Annotated in this window: 14 protein-coding genes; 6 read left to right on the plus strand and 8 right to left on the minus strand. The window is 48.6% G+C overall.

Going from position 1 to position 21,104, the window contains the following annotated elements; all coding sequences use genetic code 11:
• Positions 1-21: 21 nt before the first annotated feature.
• Genes ACMXI2_RS07515 through ACMXI2_RS07535 form a run of 5 tightly spaced genes read right to left on the minus strand, consistent with a single transcriptional unit; the run spans position 22 to position 7,360 of the window.
• Positions 22-2,883, minus strand: a complete 2,862-nt coding sequence (locus tag ACMXI2_RS07515) for a tetratricopeptide repeat protein (protein WP_483781081.1) — start codon at positions 2,881-2,883, stop codon at positions 22-24.
• A 19-nt stretch (positions 2,884-2,902) separates the two neighbouring features.
• Positions 2,903-4,381: a glycosyltransferase family 2 protein gene (locus tag ACMXI2_RS07520; RefSeq protein ID WP_483781082.1), complete on the minus strand. Its 1,479-nt coding sequence runs from the start codon at positions 4,379-4,381 to the stop codon at positions 2,903-2,905.
• 15 nt (positions 4,382-4,396) lie between these two features.
• Positions 4,397-5,830 carry a glycosyltransferase family 2 protein gene (locus ACMXI2_RS07525; protein WP_483781083.1) on the minus strand — a complete coding sequence of 478 codons (1,434 nt, stop codon included), beginning with the start codon at positions 5,828-5,830 and terminating at the stop codon, positions 4,397-4,399.
• A complete protein-coding gene (locus ACMXI2_RS07530; protein WP_483781084.1) occupies positions 5,830-6,984 on the minus strand; it encodes a HEAT repeat domain-containing protein in 1,155 nt (384 codons plus the stop codon). Before ACMXI2_RS07530 ends, ACMXI2_RS07525 begins: the two co-directional genes overlap by 1 nt.
• Positions 6,985-6,988: 4 nt before the next feature.
• Positions 6,989-7,360 carry a response regulator transcription factor gene (locus ACMXI2_RS07535; protein WP_483781085.1) on the minus strand — a complete coding sequence of 124 codons (372 nt, stop codon included), beginning with the start codon at positions 7,358-7,360 and terminating at the stop codon, positions 6,989-6,991.
• Positions 7,361-7,637: 277 nt separating this feature from the next.
• Here ACMXI2_RS07535 and ACMXI2_RS07540 point away from each other — a divergent pair, with 277 nt between their 5' ends.
• From ACMXI2_RS07540 to ACMXI2_RS07555, 4 genes are read left to right on the plus strand one after another with little or no spacing between them, the layout of a single operon-like run.
• Entirely contained in the window at positions 7,638-11,015 is a 3,378-nt protein-coding gene (locus tag ACMXI2_RS07540) for a response regulator (RefSeq protein WP_483781086.1), read from the plus strand.
• A gap of 7 nt (positions 11,016-11,022) precedes the next feature.
• A complete protein-coding gene (locus tag ACMXI2_RS07545; RefSeq protein WP_483781087.1) occupies positions 11,023-11,844 on the plus strand; it encodes a CheR family methyltransferase in 822 nt (273 codons plus the stop codon).
• 37 nt (positions 11,845-11,881) lie between these two features.
• Positions 11,882-12,436 carry a chemotaxis protein CheB gene (locus tag ACMXI2_RS07550; protein ID WP_483782392.1) on the plus strand — a complete coding sequence of 185 codons (555 nt, stop codon included), beginning with the start codon at positions 11,882-11,884 and terminating at the stop codon, positions 12,434-12,436.
• Positions 12,433-13,539: a sensor histidine kinase gene (locus ACMXI2_RS07555; protein WP_483781088.1), complete on the plus strand. Its 1,107-nt coding sequence runs from the start codon at positions 12,433-12,435 to the stop codon at positions 13,537-13,539. The genes ACMXI2_RS07550 and ACMXI2_RS07555 overlap by 4 nt, the downstream gene beginning before the upstream one ends.
• Here the strand turns inward: ACMXI2_RS07555 and ACMXI2_RS07560 are convergent.
• A complete protein-coding gene (locus tag ACMXI2_RS07560; protein WP_483781089.1) occupies positions 13,533-14,378 on the minus strand; it encodes a hypothetical protein in 846 nt (281 codons plus the stop codon). The genes ACMXI2_RS07555 and ACMXI2_RS07560 overlap by 7 nt on opposite strands.
• A gap of 221 nt (positions 14,379-14,599) precedes the next feature.
• On the opposite strand from ACMXI2_RS07560, the gene ACMXI2_RS07565 reads away from it, so the two are divergent.
• Together ACMXI2_RS07565 and ACMXI2_RS07570 are read left to right on the plus strand one after the other, a co-directional pair.
• Entirely contained in the window at positions 14,600-15,262 is a 663-nt protein-coding gene (locus ACMXI2_RS07565) for an HAD family hydrolase (RefSeq protein ID WP_483781090.1), read from the plus strand.
• 75 nt (positions 15,263-15,337) lie between these two features.
• Positions 15,338-16,042 carry an NUDIX hydrolase gene (locus tag ACMXI2_RS07570; protein WP_483781091.1) on the plus strand — a complete coding sequence of 235 codons (705 nt, stop codon included), beginning with the start codon at positions 15,338-15,340 and terminating at the stop codon, positions 16,040-16,042.
• Here the strand turns inward: ACMXI2_RS07570 and ACMXI2_RS07575 are convergent.
• Positions 16,034-18,784: a glycoside hydrolase family 2 protein gene (locus tag ACMXI2_RS07575; protein ID WP_483781092.1), complete on the minus strand. Its 2,751-nt coding sequence runs from the start codon at positions 18,782-18,784 to the stop codon at positions 16,034-16,036. The two genes, ACMXI2_RS07570 and ACMXI2_RS07575, sit on opposite strands and share 9 nt — an antisense overlap.
• Before the next feature lie 266 nt (positions 18,785-19,050).
• Positions 19,051-20,880: an alkaline phosphatase gene (locus ACMXI2_RS07580; protein ID WP_483781093.1), complete on the minus strand. Its 1,830-nt coding sequence runs from the start codon at positions 20,878-20,880 to the stop codon at positions 19,051-19,053.
• Between the last annotated feature and the right edge of the window lie 224 nt (positions 20,881-21,104).

Genomic DNA, 21,104 nt, shown 5'->3' on the forward strand with positions numbered 1-21,104 from the left:
ATTCTGCACATTGTTGTTCCGTTAAAATTTCCGCTGAAGCGTTACATAAATATCATACTGGTTCTGGTAGCCGGTGTCACTGATCTTTTGGTTAATCCAGGTGCCGAAAAGTCCGATCGTGGTCCGGTACCGGATCACTTTCTGGTAACCCGCGCCAATGCTGTGTGTCAGTAAACCGGAAAGATTAGGAAAGTTAATCAGCCGGCTCCTGTCGTCAGGAGACGTCCCCAATCCTGCTACTACCTGCAGATAGTCCTGCCGCCGGTTCATGAAATAGCGGGTGGTAAGATTAAAGGACGTATAAAAATCAGAAGATTCGCTGATGGCATATCCGCGCAGGTTTACCCAGAAATCCCCGAAAGGCTTTGCTACAGAAACCACGCCGGAAAAACTGGTGGTACTGTCCAGGTTCAGATAACGGCCGCCCAGCTCCACTTCTATATCTTTTTTGAAGGTTTTGAATATCGAGTATGCCGCCCGCAGCTGCGGGAATACAGTTTTATTGGAATAAGCCAGCATACCATAGGAGTACAGTTTCGGCGTGTGGGTGTAATACATTTCTGCCAGTCCCTGTAAGCCATTGCCGGTTTTCCTGCCTGCATAGTTCAGTTGCACGGCATAAGAACCCCGCTTCATATAGTGCCGGTATTCGATCGTAGCGATGTTGTATTTATCAGACATGTAATCATAACTGGAGTTGAGATAGTACAGCCCAAACTGGTTCTTCAGTGTTTTACTTTCGAGGTAATCCAGGTAATCGGTATTTACGGCAGTAGGCTGCAGCTTTACCACCGAATCGGCTACCAGTGCGGCTGCGGCGAAGTATTTTTTATTCTCCAGGGTGATGGCCCGTTTCATTAAAAAGGTTTCATTATCCGGGTAGTATTTTATTCCCTGTGCGGTGTAAGCCAGGGCGCTGTCGTAACGTTGCTGGCCATTGAGGATATTGATACTGTATAACAGCGCCATTGAATCTTTCGGGCGCAGGGCCAGTACCTGGTTAAACATGGCAAGGGCGCTATCCGGTTGCTGATTACGCTGGTAATCGGCGCCGGCCGACATCAGGCTGGTGATGTATGCGTTCTTGTATTTGATTGTATAGGGATACCGGTTCACGAGCTCGCCGGTAATGGCTGCAGATTCATGATACGCGCGCATATCCTGCAACACGGATGCTTTTTTCAGCAGGAAGTCGCGGTTGCCCGGATACCAGGTCAGCGCTTTATCCGCAAAGTACAGGGCGCTGTCGGGCTTGCCGGTGGCGCTTTGCATATTGATCATATAATCGAGTGCCTCCTGGTTGGAGGGCACTAGTGCGAGCACCTGCTCAAACTGTTGTTTGGCAAGGTCATATTCTTCTGCACGCATTAAATTACGGCCTGCGGTTAAGCGCATGTCTGCAAAGTTACTGCTGAAGCGCTCATCGGCAGGATGGCGTGCTGCCAGTTCACCTGCTATGGCAGCAGCTTCTTCATACCTGCCGGCATCCGCCAGCACACCGGATTTTTTCAGGAGAAAAGATTCGTTGGCCGGGTAATAGGTGAGTGCCTGGTCCAATACTTTTAATGCAGCGGAAGTATTTTTTTGGGAGATGTAGGTATTGGCGAGCAGCTGTAGCACCGTAGAGTCGCCAGGACTTACCTTCGCAGCCGATTCAAAGGAGGCCAGGGCCAGGTCGTATTGCTGCTGTGCGAGGTATTCCCGTCCGGTGGCGGTTTGCAGCTGCACCAGTCTTTCTTTGAGCGCCGGGCTGGGAGCGCGCTGATACAGTATCATTGCCAATGCGGCAGCGCTGCCATATTTACGGTCGCTTTCCAGCACATCCATCTTTAAAGTCAGCAGGCGGCTGTCGTTAGGATGGGCTTTCAGTCCACGGTTAATCCACGCCAGCGCTTCCTGGTAGGCGCCACGGGCCATACTGTAGCCAATGAGTTTATCCAGCGCTTCCCGGTTGCCGGGATTTTTTTCCAGCACACTTCCGTACAGCGTATAGGGATCCATGTTAGCATAGTAAGCAGCGGCCTCCATACGCAGGGAAGTTTCCAGGGTACGTGCTTTGGCATCTCCGGGATACCGTCGTTGTATTTCCTGCAAGGTACTCAGCGCTTCTGCGTATGCGTGCATATCTTCCAGGATACCGAGCTTCCGCATCAGCAGATCGTAGCTGCCGGGATGTGTGGCAAGTTCATCGTTCACCTGTTCCATCGCCAACTGGTAATTACCACCTTTCAAAGCCACGCCCAGGTTGGCTTCCCGTGCCTCGCGGTTGCGCGGGTCTGCCAGCAGTACCCGGTCGTAACTTTGACGCGCCATACCACTGTTGCCTAATTGCTGGTAATACTTGCCGCTTTGGAGGTAATGTTCTATATAAGCGTTGCGCACAGTGGTATCTTCCGGATATTTGTTCAGGATGGTTTCGGCGAGCTCATTGCCTCGATATACTTTGTGCTGCAGGTCCAGGATGCCCAGCTTCTTCAGCATAAATTCCCGGCTGCCAGGGAAATAAGCCAGGGCTTCATCTACATAACATTCTGCTTCTGCATATTTGCCGGTGGTCAGTTCTACATTGATCGCATAGTAATAAGCGTCGCGGTAACGCGGATTTTTTACAAGTACTTCTTTGGTATATTTCCTGGACAGGTCATATTGTTTGGTGAGCATATATAAACGCGCCAGTAATAATTGCTGATCAATAAAGTCAGGCTGGGCTTTCAGCGCCTGGTGCGATAAGCTGATCGCTTTATCATAGTGCTGCAGTTTTGTTTCCTGAACGGCCTGGTTATACAGGGCCTCTGCATTATTCTTCTGTTTTAAGATCTGCGCCTGCATTTGCATCGCCCAACACATCAGTATTCCCGTTAACAGATGTTTTAATACAGCCATTTGCTTATCTTTTATGAGTTTATTTTTTCTTTCCAAATCCCTGCCTTTGCATATTTCCCCACGAAGATTTTTTCCCGGTGAGGAAGAACCAGTATCCCCGTAATGAAAAAAATACAATCAGCGGGTGATAGATCAGCGGTTCGAAAAAAGCCATCAGCGACAGTGAAATTACTTCCCGCCACGTTTTGTAATAGCCGTAGGTAAGCTGGTCCCAGCAGATGGCCAGCGTAGTGATCATCACGGAGAAGAGGTATACAAAGAGTAATAGTATAATTGCGTAGGGCCAGTTTACCTGGTCCGTAATAATCAGGTAGATATAATAAAGAATACCGGTAAACTCTATAACAGGCGCCAGGAACTCAAAGAACAGGTTATAAGGTAACACTACCAGTCCGAGTTTTCCGTAACGTGGATTGAAAATGAGCTTCCGGTGCAGGGTGATGATCTCTGCCAGTCCGCGGCCCCAGCGGGTTCGCTGGCGACTGAATACTTTCATATTCGGAGGGCCTTCGGTCCAGCATTGGGTAGTGGGGATATAACGGATGGCATATTTCAGCTTGTTATCGATCATAAATGCACACATACGGGTAACAATATCCATATCCTCCGCAAAGGAGCTGTGATCATAGCCACCGGCTTTGATGGCTACTTCCTTGTCAAATAAGCCCAGTCCGCCGGAAACATTGGGTACGCTGTTCATTACGCTCCATCCCATTTTTCCCAGCACGTAAGCCCGTATGTATTCCATTTCCTGGAAACGGGGCAGTACTTTTTCGGGGGGGCGTACCCGTATGATTACGCCTTCGTCAATTTCTGTGGAGTTGGCTATACGTAATGTAGCGCCGGTAGCTATTACCTGCCGGCTGTCTTCCATCACATGCACATATCCGCACTGGGGGCATGGTTCGCCGATCTCTTTGGTTTTTTTATGCTCTTCATCCATGAATGGTTTGATCATACGCAGCAGCGTATCTTTTTCAATGATACAATCCACATCTGTATTCAGGAAATAGTTAAAGGCCGCAGCATTGATGCCCGCATTGGCCGCATCGGCCTTGCTTTTGCCATTTACTTTGTCGATCACCAGCAATTTATCATAGGCCGTGTTGGTAGATTTAAATAGTTGCCGCACGGGCTGTGTTACGATCCTTTCGTTATAGGCGAAATCCACGGGTACCAGTTCAAATTCCAGGATCAGCTTTTCCAGTGTATCATCTGTGCTGCCGTCGTTTACAATGATCACCTCATAACGTGTATAGTTTAGCGTTAGAAGCGAGCGTACATTCATGATAATAGTAACGCTTTCGTTGTAGGCCGGCGCTATCACGGAGATGCCTGGTGTGAGCGGGGAATCGAGCAGGTGACCATAATTGGTAAAACTGCTTTTTTTGCGGAAACGGATAATACCACGGTAAGACATATACGCCAGCAAGGCATACATGCACAACAGCACGCAACCATATATAAATACGCCTCCTTCAAAAAATGTTCTGAGCATAGCACACTGTTTTCTTTATGTCTTCTTTTTTCCGAAGCCTTGCCGCTGCATATTTCCCCAGGTACTCTTTTTGCCGGTCAGGAAATAATAATATCCCCGCAGGGAAAAAAATACGATGAGCGGATGATATAATAAAAACTCCATAAAAGGTGTCAGGCACAAATACGCTACTTCCCACCATTTCTTATAATAACCAAAAGAAAGCTGATCCCATAATATGGAGATAGTGGTGATCATAATGGCGTATGTATATACGAAAAGCAGCAGCAACGATGCGTACGGCCAGTTTACCTGGCCGGTTACAGCGAGGTATATATAAATAAGGATACCACTGAACTCCACCAGGGGCGCCAGTAATTCAAAGAAGAAATTAAAGGGGAATACGATCAGCCCCATTTTTCCGTAGCGGGGATTCAGGAACATACTGAAATGGGCATGCATCAGCTGGGCCAGTCCACGTGCCCAGCGTGTGCGTTGCCGGCTGAATATCTTCACCGAAGCCGGTCCTTCTGTCCAGCAGAGGGTTCTGGGAATATACCTTACTGCATATTCAATCTGATTGTCGTGGGCATAACGGCACATCCTTGTAAGCAATTCCATATCTTCTCCGAAAGAAGTGTGGTCGTAGCCTCCGCAGCGGGTAGCTACCTCTTTATCAAATAAACCCAGTCCGCCGGAAACGTTGGGTACACAATTAATATAGCTCCAGCCCATTTTTCCCAGTACAAAGGAACGGATGTATTCCACTTCCTGGAAGCGGGGGAGCAGCTGCCGGGGTGGCCGCATGCGGATCAGTACTCCTTCGTCAAAGTCGGATGAGTTAGCGATACGCAGGGCAGCGCCTACGGCAATTACCCGTTTTTTCTCCTCCTGCATTACCGGGACTGCCAGTTCCAGCAGGGTATCTTTATGAAGGATACAATCTACATCCGTACAAACAAAATAGTCAAAGGTGGCGATGTTGATTCCTGCATTTACGGCATCCGCCTTACTTTTACCATTCACCTTATCAATCACCATCAGGGATGAATAAGCCGGGTCGGTGGATTTATAGATTTTCCGCACGGGTTGTGTCAGTATCCGGGCGTTATAGGCAAAGTCTACCGCTACCATCCTGAATTCCGTGATCAGTTGTTCCATTGTATTATCCGTGCTGCCATCGTTAATGATAATGATTTCATAGCGGGGATAGTTGAGGGTAAGCAGCGACCGTACGTTGGAAATAATGGTAAGCCCTTCATTAAAGGCGGGCGCAAGGATGGTAAGACCAGGGGCCATTGGGGAGCTGGCCAGTATGTCGAGCTGGTGCTGGGTGTTTTTCCGGGTGTAATAACGTATCGCCATCATAGACAGCAGCGCCAGTAAAGCATATACCAGTAGTAAAACCAACCCATATACGAAAAGGGTATTTTCGTAGGCCCTGCCCAGCCATGATAAGATGCCCTCCATCAGTATTTAATTAAGGGGTTCATACAATGTTTCAGTATCAGCAGGTTCTCGCGGTTGGCGGTTTCCAGCAGTTCCTGTATTACGTCGCCGGCTACCTGGTCGTTTCGTACCAGTGATTTGGCGGCGGCTTTGCGCAGGTCGAAATTAGTGGCGTGCAGGAATTCCTGTTTCAGGAAATCTACCTGGCGTCCGCTGCTGATGCGGCCTACGGCCTTCAGTATTTCTATCTGGCATTGCAGCGGCTGGCTGCTGTACATGGATACCAGCCGGTCTTCCACGTCGGGGGCCTTCAGTTTACCAAGACAGTTGATCGCATCTGCGCGCAGGTAATGATCTTTGGTGTCCAGCAGTTTGATGACCGCGGGTACGGCTGGCAGCTGGTTGTAATGGACGATCAGTTTCAGGCAAAAAGATACCACGCTTTTATTGGAAGAGTAGGTGACCCACCGGGCGAAGTTGGGAATGGAAATATCTTCCGTAGTGGTAATGATCCGGAACAGTTCCACCTGGTCCCACATCAGTAGCGGATCGGTGACCACATCAAAAAATTTAAAGGGCTCATTTTTACTGAGCTTGATGTATGCATGCCGCGCGGCAGCCCGTAACTCACGGTTATGGCTATTCGTTAATGGCAAAATGGTAACATCTGCCACGGGGATATCCATCTCGATGAACTCCGTCAGCGCCCGTACTTTCCGGGCCCATTTAGGCGACTTCATCTGCTTCATGGTATCTTTACTCAGCTCCAGCTGGATATAGAGGTTGCGCAGCAGGTGGCCGGCGTTGCCCCTTACATTACGTCGGAAATGTATAATACGGTTGGTGATAGCCTGCCTGGCCCATTTCTTATGTAAAGGCAGCCCCCGGAAACCATCCAGGTTCAGTTGGATCTGGCTGGCCGGCGTGCCGGCGGCTACTTCCGGACTAGCCATGATCTCATCAATGATCAGGTTATCGATCTTTGGAAGCAGGTAATCCAGCCTTTTTCTTCGCTGATATCCCAGGAACCGGCTTCTTAATATAGAAAAATAGGCCAGCAGGGTAACCAGAACAGCCACTATAATAAATATCATTGCCAGCCTGATGGCCAATGGCGCTTCCCTGAATATGCTGAGGGCGGGATCCAGGAAAGCAGGAATGGGTATATCGAACATGCAGCTATTTATTCTTCATTAACAATCTTTTTACCCTGATCAGTAATTCGGCAGGTATAATCGGCTTCTTCAGAAAGTCGTCCGCTCCCAGTTTAAAGCCTTCCATGATCATATCTTCATTGCCGGCATTGGAAACAATAATTACCGGGATAGGTTTGGCCTGGCTTTTTACCTTGCTCAGAATTTCAAAACCATTGGCGTACGGCATCATAATATCCGTAATGATCAGGTCATAACCGTAATTAGTTGATTCCAGTTTTTCAAATGCTTCTTTTCCGTTTGATACGTGGTCCAGCTCATACTCTGCAGAGGGGAGAATTCTTGCCACTATTTTCGGCATTATCTCATCATCTTCAACTAACAAAATTTTATTCATCGTGGCTGAATTTAACCCGCTAAACAAAACTGTTATTCAATTGTTCAGCAGGAGGTGATATTTTTATTATGATTTTAAAGACGCGCTTCCTGAAGGTATTGAAAAATTAAATGGCTGACGTTTATACAGGTATATACTTTAAAAATAAATGAATAGTTTTCCATTGATAAAAACAAAAGGTTACATTACTGTTTAAACAGATTTATCGCTCCCTCCAAAGAGATTGAATATGAATGCATTTAGGTATTTTTATGCGGTATTAAGGAATTAATATTATATGAATATTTCATTAGTTAACAGACTGTACCTCGGATTTTCCGTTGTTGTATTACTTGTTTTACTCGGAGGGTTTTTAACATGGCAAACGTTTACCGAGCAAACAAAGGAGGCGGGATGGGTGCAGCACAGCTATCGTGTACTCAATAACTCCGAAAGAGTGCAGCGTTTATTATTTGATATGGAAGCTTCCCGCAGAGGCTTTCGTGGCACCTTTAATAAAAAATTCCTGCAACCTTATGAACTGGCGCTCCCCAAAGTAGCGCCGGCAGTGAATGATCTGCGTGCGATGGTAGCAGATAACCCCGGTCAGGGGAAAAATATGGATTCCCTGGAAAATAATATCAACGCCCTGCTCAGCTACTGGAATCAACTGGACCATGCTTTAGTAGTGCAGCGCTTTGAACAGAATGTGGATATTACGGAGAAAGAAACACTATTGATGGACCGGGTGCGCGAACAGATAGGACGGGTGGACGGAGAAGAACACCGCCTGCTGGCCATTCGGGAAAACATTAAAAGTACCTCTTTTACAAAGGCTGTCAGAACCCTGCTGATCAATAACGCCTTCATCCTGCTGGTAGGCTTTATCCTCATGAGAATTACCTATACGGAATTTAAACGTCGCCTCAGGGCGCAGTACGCACTGAACCGCAAACTGGATGAAGTGGTGGAGGTCAACGCCGCCGCCAATGAAAAAAACTGGATGCTCACCGGTGTTAATAATATGAACGACAGCCTCCAGGGCGTGAATAACCGCGATGAGCTGGTACGGAAATGCCTGCACACCCTCAGCAGCTTCGCGGATTTTGCTGCAGGCGCCTTTTATTGTTATGATGATAAACACCAGGATCTTCGTTTATACGCCGCTGTTAGCATGCCGGCTGCCATTCCTAAAGAGGTGCCCCTGAATGAAGGCTTCCTGGGTACAGCTGTGTCTCAGAAGGATATCCTCGTTATCAGGGATGTGCCGGCCAGCTACTGGCAGCTCAGCTCTTCCAGCGGACATATTCAGCCTGGTTCCCTGGTAATGATGCCACTGTGGATAGAAAATGAACTGCTGGGCGTTATTGAACTCGCCTCCTTCCGGGAGGTGACTCCCTTACAATTGCGGTTGCTGGAAGTATTGTCAAAAGATATAGCCGTTGCCGTTAATGCCGCCAATGCCCGTGAAAAGATCCTGCTTCTTCTCCAACAGGTACACGAACAAAAAGAAATACTGATCAGCCAGCAGGAAGAACTGCGGCAGTCCAATGAAGAACTGAGCAGGCAGTCGGAAGTATTACAGGCATCTGAAGAAGAACTAAAGGTCCAGGAAGAAGAACTGCGCCAGGTAAACGCGGAAATAACAGAACGGAATAAAGACCTGGAAACAGCCAGGGGGGCGCTTTCCCTGAAAGCCACCGAACTGGAGACCAGCAGCCGGTATAAATCAGAGTTCCTGGCCAATATGTCGCACGAACTGAGAACCCCCCTGAACAGTGTACTTATCCTGGCGAAAATGCTGCAGGAAAATAAGGATAACAACCTTACGGAAAAACAAATGGAATACGCAGGGATCATTCATAAGTCCGGTTCCGACCTGCTGCACCTGATCAACGATGTACTGGACCTGTCGAAAATAGAAGCCGGCAAAGTGGAAATGGAATTTGAAGATGTGCCGGTGCAAAGTATCATAGCCGATCTTTCCGACCTGTTCGATGTAGTGTCGCAGGAGAAGCATATTTCCTTCATCAAAAATATAGCGCCGGACGTTCCCGCAGCTATCCACACCGATAAACTCCGCCTGTTACAGGTTATCCGCAACCTGTTGTCCAATGCCTTTAAATTTACGCCGGCAGGGGGTGTGATCAACCTTTCCTGGTATGTGAGCAGCCCCGGTATCCTCTGTATCAGCGTTACAGACACCGGCCCGGGGATACCGGCAGATAAACAGGGACTTATATTTAACGCCTTTCACCAGGGTGATGGCGGTACCAACCGTAAGTACGGCGGCACCGGGTTGGGACTGAGCATCAGCCGTGAGCTGATGCAGTTGCTGCACGGAGCGCTCCGCCTCGATAACAGCAGCTCCGCAGGCAGCACATTCTCCATCGTATTGCCGGCAGATGTTACCATGCCGGCCGCAACGCCGGTAACGCCGGTAAAGGATGCCCCCCGGCTGATACAGCCCACCGTTGCCGTGAACGACGACCGCGACAATCTCTCCAAACAGGATAAACTGATCCTGATTATTGAAGACGACGTTCATTTTGCAGATATCCTCCGCGACTTTGCCCGTAACAAAGGGTTTAAGACCATTGTGGCGCACAACGGGCAGGATGGACTGGCCTATGCCCGCAAATTCTTGCCGGTAGCCATTATCCTGGATATGAACCTGCCCGTAATTGACGGCAGTAGTATTCTCAAAATTCTGAAAAGCAGCGAAGAACTGAGCAAAATCCTCGTACACGTTGTAACCGGGGCAGATATACAGGCTATTAAGGCAGATAACATACATGGATATACGAGAAAACCATTGGAGCTGAGCGACCTTGAAGAAGTGTTTACCGGTATCAGCGCGCAACTGCATGCACGAATGAAAAAAGTGCTGCTGGTGTCGGTAGGCCCGCTGAGTGCAGGCGCCACACTCGAAACCATGAGCGCAGAAAGGACTCTTGGCACCAGGTATGATATGGCAGCAGGCATCCCGGAGGTGCAAACATTCCTCGCCGGAACAAAGTATGATGCGGTCATCGTAGAAATTGGCAATGACCTGCAGGCCGGTTTACAACAACTGGAAGCGCTGACACAGATTCCCGAATCCGGTGATACGCCGCTTATCGTTTACCTGGATCAGGATATTACCGGTAGTGAAGAACAACAGCTGAAGAAATACGCATCTGCCATTGTGCGCAACTCCACGCATGCCACCGACCGGCTGATGGATGAACTGGAACTTTTTCTTTACAAACTGCAGAAGAAAACAAATATAGAAGATACTGCCACTACATGGACGGAAGGAAACCTCTCCGGGAAAACCATACTGCTGGCAGACGACGATATGCGCAATGTTTTTTCAATCAGCGCGCTGCTGGAAGAACAGGGCATCTCCGTGCTCACCGCGTCCGATGGCCGCGAAGCGCTGGAAGTATTACATCAGCATCCAACACTCAACCTGGTACTGATGGATATCATGATGCCGGAAATGGATGGTTATGAAGCAATGCAGCAGATCCGTGCAGATGCCCGGTTCCAGCAACTGCCGGTAATTGCACTCACCGCAAAGGCAATGGCGGGCGACCGGCAAAAGTGCCTGGAAGCGGGAGCATCCGACTATATCGCCAAACCCGTAGATAGCATAAAACTACTTTCCCTGTTACGGGTATGGTTGTCATAAAAAATGTATGGTAGAGGAAATCAGTCACGGAGATTTTACAGAACTGGTGAAGATCATTCAACAGCGCTACGGGTATGACTTTACAGACTACGCTCAAGCCTCGTTGAAGCGCAGGTTTATCCGCTTTACCGGCTTTGTGGGAATCAGCAGCATTTTTGAACTGAAGCACCGGCTGCTGAATGAAGAACATTTTTTCCGGGAAATGGTACAGTATATCACCGTGAATGTAACCGAAATGTTCCGGGATCCTTCTTTTTATAAGGTGCTGAGAGAACAGGTGCTGCCGCGGCTGGCATCTTACCCGATCATTAAAGTATGGCATGCCGGCTGTGCTACCGGGGAGGAGGTATATTCTATGGCAATTCTGCTGGAAGAAGCCGGTTTGCTGGACCGCTGCAGGATATACGCCACAGATATGAATGAAATCAACCTCCGGAAAGCGGAAAGCGGGATCATTGCGCTGAAAGACATGAAAGAGTATACCGCTAATTATATGCAGTCCGGCGGTATCAACGACTTTTCCAACTATTACACGGCACGCTATGATAATGCCATCATCCACCCGGCCCTGCGGCGCAATATTATTTTCTTCCAGCACAACCTGGTAACAGACCAGGTATTCAATGAATTTCAACTCATCTGTTGCCGGAATGTGTTTATTTATTTTAACAGGGCACTGCAGACACGGGTAGTGAAGTTATTTTATGATAGCTTAACTTCGTTGGGCTATCTGGCATTGGGCATTAAAGAATCGTTATTATATAATGAAGAACGGACGAAATTTGAAACGGTAAACCAGGCGAATAAAATTTTCAGGCGAAAAATGTAAAAAGCTGACAGCCTCCCATTCATACAGGATCCTTGTTATTGGCGGTTCTGCCGGCAGTATGACAGTGCTCACCAAATTGATCAGAGAGCTGCCGGCAACATTACCTATGCCGGTGGTAATTGTAATCCACCGTTTGAAAAACGTGCAGAGCGAATTGGGTACCTTATTATCCGTGAGACAAAAGATTACAGAGCCGGATGACAAAGAACTATTATTGCCAGGGCATATTTACCTGGCCCCGCAAAATTATCATTTGCTGATAGAAGCCGATAGCACCATTTCCCTGGACTATTCCGAACTGGTGAATTTCAGCCGGCCTGCTATCGATATGAGCTTTGACAGCGCAGCCAGCTCCTTTGGCCGCGCGGCGGTGGGGATACTGCTGAGCGGCGCCAATAAAGACGGTGCAGCCGGGCTTTGCCATATAGCCGCGTCCGGTGGTGCAGCAATTGTACAGGACCCGCGGACCGCCGAGTTTAACACCATGCCCCAGGCTGCCCTGGACCTTTGCTCCGGCATTCAAACCATGACAGCGAATGATATGATCCGTTACTTAAGAAATATTAGCACGAAAATAAACACCGAGAAATGAAGCAGCGAAAAACAAAAACATTCACCATCCTGCTGGTAGATGACAAAGCAGAAAACCTCGTATCCCTGGAACATATGCTGGAAGCCAGTAACAGGGAGATCTTAAAAGCTGATTCGGGTAATGAAGCATTAAAAACGGTACTCCGCCACGATGATATAGGTCTTATTATGCTGGATGTACAAATGCCCGATATGGATGGTTATGAAGTGGCCCGTCTTTTACAAACAAATCCCAAAACAAAAGACATTTCCATCATTTTTGTAACCGCTATTAACAAGGAAGAACAATACGTAATGCGGGGCTTTGAAGAAGGTGCGGTAGACTACCTGTCGAAACCACTGGATGTAAATGTGACCCGCGCAAAAGTAAGCGTATTTGAAAAACTATACCGCTACCAGTATGAACTGAAAGAAGCCATGAGCGAAAAGGAAAAGGTAAATAAACAGCTGGAGCGGTTTATGTATGTAGTGGCGCACGATCTGAAATCGCCGCTGTCGGGCGCTATTGGCCTGCTGGCCCTTATCAATGAAGATGAACGTATCCAAAACGCCCCAGATCTGAGTGAATACATGAAAATAGTATTGGGCGCCACTAATCACCTTACGGAAATGATTACGTCTATGCTCGACTATACCCGGCAAAGCGATATGGAACAAACCATTGAAGAGGTAAACGTACACGAACTGGTTACACAATTATCAAAGCTGTTGTTTCCCCCCGCCAATATTCATATTGAAACCGTGGGTACCTTACCACTGCTGGATACCAATAAACTGAAATTGCAACAGGTATTTCAGAACCTGATCTCCAACGCCATCAAGTATAATGATAAAAAAGAAGGGATCATTACCATCGGGGGAACCGACAAGGGCGAGTTCTATGAGTTTTATGTAAAAGACAACGGGCCGGGTGTTGCCAAACGTGATACCGACCGTATCTTCAAACTGTTTGAGCGGCTGGACAACGACGGAAAAGGCGAAGGGACCGGTATCGGTCTTAATATATTTAAATTGCTGGTAGAAGAACAGGGCGGTAAAGTGTGGGTAGATTCCCAGCCGGGTGAAGGCAGTACTTTCTATTTCCTCTGGCGTCAGCGCTATTGATCACCGTTTTCAAAAATCCATAATCTTCCGCAGATCTCTTGGGTGGTAACGGGAAAACAGGATACCAGGAGTAGCTTGTTCTCCATTTGCCAGCTCCAGTTGTTGATGGAGTTTTCCGGTGAAGAAAACAGGGACATAAATGCTCTCTCAATGGTTGTTATATTCAGTGCTTTGTTCCGCAATTGCGTCATGGCATCTGAAAGTACCGCGGGCAGCTGCTCTCCGGGGCCCGATAGCCCCAGCAGGTTTGCGCCTTCCTGGTTTACCCACCCGGAAACCCCATCGTTGTTGATGAACACCAGCGCATGCGGAATGGTGTGCAGGATAGCCGCAAACCGGACAGCCACCCGCTGAAAATAGATCTGCTGCTGGGATTGCACCAGTATCTCTTTCAATCGTAACCGGATGGTTTCTATGCACTCCAGGAACCCGGGTTCAAAGGAAGGCGGGTCACTCCATCCAAGAACAAGCAGGCTGTTATTGGGACTGGTATTTACCGGGATCATAATGGTGGACGACAAGGCAGGTAGTATTTCTTTAAATACATTTTCTTTTGCCGGCGGTATCTCACGCCAGTAAATGGTTTTAAAGTCTTCTGTACAAAGTAGTTTTTTAATAGGCTCAGGCTTTAACACCATTCCGTTCAGATGAAGGGGAGAGGCGCATTTAACCATTGCCGTTTCTTCATCCTCAAATTCCAGCTGCAGTGCAATATCCGCTTCCATCAGGTTTTTTACCAGGGAAATACTGAATGCGAGAAAGGAAGAGATATGTTTATCCTTATCCCATCTGCTGGTTTGATTGATAAAATTTAAAGCTTTACGCTCCCAGATACTCACGATATGAAATTAATAAAGATGATAAACTATAGCCGACGAAAAACGGGTTACGCTGAGATGCCGGACTAGTCCGTTGGTACATACTCCTTAAAGCCACTGGCCGGAAGATCACATTTTTCAAATATAAGTAATTCCTTTGAACGAACTAGCTGCACACAGGCATGCATTGACTGAGTCAGACAAAATTCGCTTATCTTTGCGCCTTACAAAAAAACGGCATTATGACCCAGCAGCAAAAAGCATTTCTGTTTGACCTGAACGGTACAATGATCAATGATATGGAGTATCACCTGGAAGGCTGGTACAACATGTTGAACAAGCTGGGCGCCAATCTTCCCCGGGAAATTGTAAGAAGCCACATGTATGGCAAAAATGAGGAACTGCTGGTGCGTGTTTTCGGGAAAGATCATTTTACGGCGCAGCAGATGGAAGAAATTGCCCATGAAAAAGAAGTATTATACCAGGAAGCTTTCAGACCCCACCTGGAGCTGATTGAGGGGCTTCCGGTCTTCCTGGAGAAAGCCGCTACCGCTGATATCCCGATGGCAATAGGCTCTGCTGCCAATACTTTCAACATTAATTATGTGCTCGACAATCTGCACCTCCGCCACTACCTGAAGGCGATTGTCAGTGCCGATGACGTAATCACCAGCAAGCCGGACCCGGAAGTATTCCTGAAATGTGCGCAGTTATTAGGGGTGTCGCCGGCCGGGTGTATCGTATTTGAAGATGCTCCCAAAGGGGTGGAAGCCGCTTTGAATGCCGGTATGGAGGCGATTGTGTTAACTACCATGCATACACGTGAAGAGTTCGCCGCTTACAATAATATCCGGGCATTTGTGGCGGATTACACCGATCCGGTGTTGCAACAGCTGTTTGTATAAACAAGGAATATTGTAATATAATTTCCTAATGTCAGCAGGGAACCATAAATTGCCGGGTTATAAATAATTGCTGCTATGACACGTTATTCAGGGCAATCAAGAATGCTGGTGGCAGTCGATTGCATCATTTTTGGTTTTGATGGAGAAGAATTAAAGCTGCTGCTGATCAAGCGCGGATTTGAACCGCAGAAGAATAAATGGAGCCTGATGGGCGGATTTGTACAGGCAGACGAAAGCTTTGAAACCGCCGCCGCAAGGATTTTGAATAAGCTCACCGGCCTGGAAGGGGTATACATGGAGCAGCTGTTTGCCTTTGGCGAACCGGCCCGCGACCCGGTGGAACGCACCGTTTCTATCACCTACTTTGCCCTCATCGATATCAATCAATACAAGCTGCAGATCAACGACGAGTACCATGCGGAATGGATTTCGCTTGATAAGCTGCCGGATCTCATCTTCGACCATACTGAAATGGTGAAGATGGCCCAGGAGAAACTTCGCTACAAAGCTGCCATACACCCCATCCTTTTTGAACTGCTGCCGCTGAAGTTTACCATTCCCCAGTTACAGCTGCTGTACGAAGCGGTGTACGATGTTACTTTCGATAAACGTAACTTCAGCCGCAAGGTATTATCTACCGGCCTGCTGATCAAACAAAAGGATAAAGACAGGCTCAGCTCGAAGCGTGGCGCCTTTTACTTCAAGCTGGACAAGCGTAAGTACAATGCCAAGTTCAATGCCTTCCTGAACTTTGTAACGGACCCCGGAAACTTACGGTAAGCCGATCCAGATAGTGCCTTTCACCGGCGTATAGTTCAGCATCATATTATCCTGGCTTTCAGGCCCCATCTGTGCGGCATCCTGGAATTTGGTACCTATTGGCGCAATAGCGCTCAGGAAGCCGATATCCCCGTCCGGAAAGGCCGGCGCAGTATTGTTGTTGGCCGCTCCCTTTGGCGCCTGCGGGTGAAATACCTGTAAAAACGTACCCTCGTTACCGGTATAAAAGGTAAAGGGCTGCTCCTTTGTATGAAAAGTGGCCTGGTACACATTGGCATGATAGCCTTTGAATTCGGGATACTCCCAGCTTTCCCCCGTCACCGTGTTGTTATAGGCTTTATACCAGCTGCCGAACAGCTGTCCCTGCATCCTGTTTTTCCATACCCGGTAAGGCCCTTCGCCTGTCCACGACAGCCCCGTTACCTTTTCTTCCGGATACCGGAACGTAATGCCGCTGAAAGGCGTTGCACCTTTGATACTATAGCTGTAGTCCAGTTGCGCCGGGATGCCTGGTTTGAAAGTCCATTTTACCTGGAGGAAGCCATTGCCTTCATAACGGGCGATGATAAAATAACCACTGGAATCGGTACCTGACCTGAATTCTTTCAGCTCCTGTGAAACGCCTGCCAGTAAGGGGCCTCCGCTTAAAGAGATCCTGCCTTTGGCCGTAGCGATCTGCATCAGCTGACCGGTGGTGCGACTGAAATAATAAGTGCCGGTACCGTTATCCACGGAAAGGGTGTCATGGTTAGTCAGGATATTGAGGCTGCCGCTAACGCCCGGGAACTGTTGCACAATGCGGGAAGGCGCCTGTAGAGGCCAGCTGCGGGTGAGTATGCTGCGTCCGTAACTATCCAGTACGCTCACGTATAACGCGTCTGCACCCTGCCAGCCGTTTGGAAGCGATAGTTGCAGAAAGCCTTTGGTATGGGGGGCCAGGTCAGGCGCCGCAATTGCACCCGTGGCAATGGTGTCTGTTGTGTTGTTTTTTCCGGGAGATGCAAACCGCAGCAGCTGCCACCTGAACCGGCACCCGGACAACGGCGTATAGTCGTAACGGTTTTCCACCGGTATGCGGCCATCGAAAGCCGCCGTTATAACGGGCAGGGATATATGCACCGGCGACCATAACTGCCGGATAGTATAGAAGCTGCCTTCCTTTTCGCGGTGAGGGCCTACTATGCCATCGGGGGCGTGGTTGCCGTCGGTGTCAATGATGCCGTTTTTATCGGTACGTACCAGTCCCTCGTCGCTGAATGCCCACAGGAACCCGCCGGCACAACGGGGATGCTGTAACATACGCTCCCAGAAATCGGCCAGGCCCGCACCCATGCCGCCATCGTAAAGGCCATGCATAAATTCGGTAGGCAGGTAAATGTCCTGGTCGTACAGGCTGGAATTAACAATGTAGTTGAAGTTGGGATAATGTTTGGTATCCACACCATTGTATCTTTCCCACGGATGCAGTACGGGGCGCAGCTGCGGATCATACAGGTGGTAGTCGCCATCCAGTGCCCGGTTAAACCCGCCTTCATTACCATTATCCCACGCAATAACAGAAGGATGGTTAACATCGCGTTCCACCAGTTCCTTTACGAGTTTGCGTCCCACCACCGTATCGTAGGCAGCCTGCCAGCCGGTGAGTTCATCCAGTACAAACAAACCCAGTGAATCGCATACATCCAGGAAGTGATCATCCGGCGGGTAATGCGACATCCGCACAGCGTTCATGTTCATGTCTTTCATGAGGTTCACATCCAGGATGCTGATATCCTTACTGAGTGTGCGTCCTGTTTCCGGCCAGGCGCTGTGGCGGTTTACGCCCTTCAGTATTACTTTGGTATCATTTACGTATATACCATCCCGTGGTCTTATTTCAATGGTCCTGAAGCCAAAGGGTTGGGTGATGCGGTGTATGGTCCGGCTATCTTTTTTGATCTCTATTACTGCCAGGTAACGGTGCGGGAACTCTGCACTCCAGGTATCGGGCTGGTTAATTTGTTGCTGCAACGTATAGGCGGCAGGGTGGGTGGCTGCGGCAGGCGCCGTTACCACTTGCTGAACGGGCTGGCCTGCTGTGGTTGTTACCTGTGCGGAGAGCGAGTATCCTTCCGGCAAAGGGGTAGTGAAAGCCTGTACGGTGAAATACCCTTTGGCGGTAGCATTAATGGCCACGCGATCAATATGGATCAATGGCTTTACCTCCAGGAATACAGGCCGGTAAATGCCTCCCAGCACCCAGAAATCGCCATTCCGTTCTGCCCGGTTTACCTCTGCATTCGCCGACATTTTACTCACCTTTACTTCCAGGAGGTTGCTGCCGTTGCGCAACAGTTTACTGATATCATACCGGAACCGGTAAAAGCCGCCCTGGTGTATTTCGCCGGCCAGGCGGCCGTTTATTTTTACTTCGGCATCGGTCATCACGCCATCAAAAACAATGTTTACCTGCCGTTCGCGCCAGTTGTCCGGTGCGGAAAAACGGTAGCGGTATAGCCCTTGCTCATGGGCTTTGTCTTTGTCATGGCCGTAGTTGTAGCTACCAAACCCCTGCTGTTCCCAGTTGGAAGGAACGGGAATCGTGGTCCATTTACCGCTGCGTTGTCCGCCGGAGCAATGAAAGTCCCAGTTAACGGTGTGGTCTTTATCGGCGCCTGAAAGATAGATGTATCGGGTTTCCTGTGCAAACGCTGCATGCAGGCATAACACACCTGTAAGCAGCAATAGGATTCTTGCTGACATGTCCGGAATTTTAAAATGCCTTTAAATGTATAAAAAGAAACGCGGAGTTGTGCGAATTTTGTCTTTCTCAGGATTACGCTGATTATACTGATTAGCCTGATTTTTACTTTTTGGATTTTTTCTGATTTAATAATGAAGGGAGATATAAGCGAATACCCGCTTATATCTCCCTTAATCCTTTAAAAATCAAAAATGATCAAATCAAGTTAATCAGTATAATCAGCGTAATCCTGAGAAAGACAAAATTCGCGGCGCTCCCCGCTGCATTATTTACCGAAGCATTTGATCATCTTATGAAAAATCTCATTGTTTTCGTAAACGCCGCGGAACAGGTTGGAGTTGGGGCCGTAGGCAAACACCATGACCGGGATACCGGTATGGTCGTTGGTGGCAAAGTGACCGCGTAGAGTGCCTTTGGCAATATCGCCATCCATCAGGGCGAGGCCGCCGGTTTCATGATCAGCAGTTACAATCACCGTGGTTTGCTTGTCCTGGTCCGCAAAGCGGAGGGCTTCTCCCACTGCTTCATCGAAGTCGAGCATTTCACGCACCAGGTAATCCAGGTCGTTGAGGTGGCCGCCATGATCAATGCGGGAACCTTCCACCATCAGGAAGAATCCTTTGCCGGACGCGTTCAGTTGCTGTAAAGCCTTTTTCAGTGCGTTTTTCAGGTAGTTGCCCCGTCCACTGCGCATGGAGGAGACTACCTTATTGCTCAGGATGACGAGCGTACGGTTTTTCGTAGTGGCGTCCCAGTTATCCAGGTTATCGTAGATACGGATGCCGGAGGAAGCCAGCTGCCGGCCAAAATCTTTTTCCAGTTCTTCTCTTCCGCCGCCAACAGCCAGTTGCAGTTTGCTGCCGAGCAGTTGCTTTTCCAGGGTATAGGTGCTATCCCGGTCGGAGGTATGACCGTAGAAAGAAGCAGGCGTGGCGCCGGTAATTTCTTCGGTTACAATCACGCCGCTCTGAATGCCTTTGGGAGCCAGTATTTCAGGGATAACGGGGATGGACACGTAGGTATTGTCGAGCCCGATGGCGCGGTTATGTGTTTTGGCGCCGGTGCCCATTGCAGAGCCGCCCGCGGCAGAGTCGGTGTGGTAATTGTCGGTGGACTGGGTTTTGGATAAACCCAACTGCCTCATCTGGAATATGTTCAAGGCGCCTTTATTGGCGGTGTAGCCGGAAAACATTTCCGCAAGACCAGTACCATCGCCTATCATCAGGATTACGTTTTTGGAGCGCACTTTTGTGGCATCAGATACAAAAGAGGGGGTATATACTTCATGCACCGGCATACCGGAAGCGGTAGTATGGGGCGTGTTATGCAACACATCATACAGCTCCTCCGGGTGGTCCGTACCGATCCAGTCCGCGCCGAGGTCCATCAGTTTGTAGTAGGTAGACCGCGTAGAAGGCGCGCCCCAGAAACGGAAAGCATATCCCTGTTGGTGCGCTTTATTGATAACGGCGGTTACTTTTTTCATTTCTTCCGGTACCAGTGTTCCTTTGCCGTTCCAGGTGCTGTAAGAATGAAAATCCACGCTCAGCATCGCAACGCGTTGCTGTAACGCTGCCGGATACACGCTGTCGGGCCGGCCATCAAAAAAGAAGATCGGATCATACTTAGGCCAATCTGTCACCGGGGGCAGGTTGCCGGATATGACCAGTTTTACGGCGGAAGGATTTGTGTTGCGGTCAAAATAGTTGCGGTAGGGAAGCAGTAGTTCCTGTAATGCCTGCAGGGTAGGAGTGCCTGCTGTTTTCAGGTCTATCAGCAGCTGCATGGGTGCATTGCCGGCATAGGGCTTACCGTTGTAAAGAGAGAACTGCCGGAGCACAGGCTGCAGGTACAGTTCCTTAAAGGTGCGGAACGGCTGTATGGCGCCGGCGTCGTGTGCAACGTATAAAACGCCGTCTTTCAGGTGTATATCTGCTTCAATAGAGCCAAACTCAAGGGACGCCGCTGCATAAAAAGGAGTGGCCCGCTCATAATCATTATGAGAGTGTGCCTGCGCCATTGTATACTGCTTTATTTGTGCGGATGCCCAGGTGGCCATCATTACACCGGATAAAATGAACAGTGCTTTTTTCATTGTATAGTAAAAGATAGTTTTAAAGATTCAGCGGCCAAAGGTGATATAATCCTGTTTGCCTGCAGTGTTGCCGTGTTTATCTTTATGTTAATTCTCAGTAAAGAAAATCGATTTAGTTAAGACTTCTGAGAACAACATATCCTATTCAGGTTTCAAAAGAAAAAGTGAAATGAAAAAAGTGAAATTACAGGTTAAGCGTTGCTGGCAGGGAATAAAACCGGCTG

The organism is Chitinophaga sp. G7 BAM 1005, from assembly GCF_057126945.1.

What these genes read in the sequence shown, in the direction of transcription:
- ACMXI2_RS07580 (WP_483781093.1), bottom strand. Translation starts at nt 20,880, where the DNA reads ATGAAAAAAGCACTGTTCATTTTATCCGGTGTAATGATGGCCACCTGG.
- ACMXI2_RS07545 (WP_483781087.1), top strand. Translation starts at nt 11,023, where the DNA reads ATGGTAGAGGAAATCAGTCACGGAGATTTTACAGAACTGGTGAAGATC.
- ACMXI2_RS07530 (WP_483781084.1), bottom strand. Translation starts at nt 6,984, where the DNA reads ATGTTCGATATACCCATTCCTGCTTTCCTGGATCCCGCCCTCAGCATA.
- ACMXI2_RS07520 (WP_483781082.1), bottom strand. Translation starts at nt 4,381, where the DNA reads ATGCTCAGAACATTTTTTGAAGGAGGCGTATTTATATATGGTTGCGTG.
- ACMXI2_RS07535 (WP_483781085.1), bottom strand. Translation starts at nt 7,360, where the DNA reads ATGAATAAAATTTTGTTAGTTGAAGATGATGAGATAATGCCGAAAATA.
- ACMXI2_RS07575 (WP_483781092.1), bottom strand. Translation starts at nt 18,784, where the DNA reads ATGTCAGCAAGAATCCTATTGCTGCTTACAGGTGTGTTATGCCTGCAT.
- ACMXI2_RS07540 (WP_483781086.1), top strand. Translation starts at nt 7,638, where the DNA reads ATGAATATTTCATTAGTTAACAGACTGTACCTCGGATTTTCCGTTGTT.
- ACMXI2_RS07515 (WP_483781081.1), bottom strand. Translation starts at nt 2,883, where the DNA reads ATGGCTGTATTAAAACATCTGTTAACGGGAATACTGATGTGTTGGGCG.
- ACMXI2_RS07555 (WP_483781088.1), top strand. Translation starts at nt 12,433, where the DNA reads ATGAAGCAGCGAAAAACAAAAACATTCACCATCCTGCTGGTAGATGAC.
- ACMXI2_RS07565 (WP_483781090.1), top strand. Translation starts at nt 14,600, where the DNA reads ATGACCCAGCAGCAAAAAGCATTTCTGTTTGACCTGAACGGTACAATG.
- ACMXI2_RS07570 (WP_483781091.1), top strand. Translation starts at nt 15,338, where the DNA reads ATGACACGTTATTCAGGGCAATCAAGAATGCTGGTGGCAGTCGATTGC.
- ACMXI2_RS07525 (WP_483781083.1), bottom strand. Translation starts at nt 5,830, where the DNA reads ATGGAGGGCATCTTATCATGGCTGGGCAGGGCCTACGAAAATACCCTT.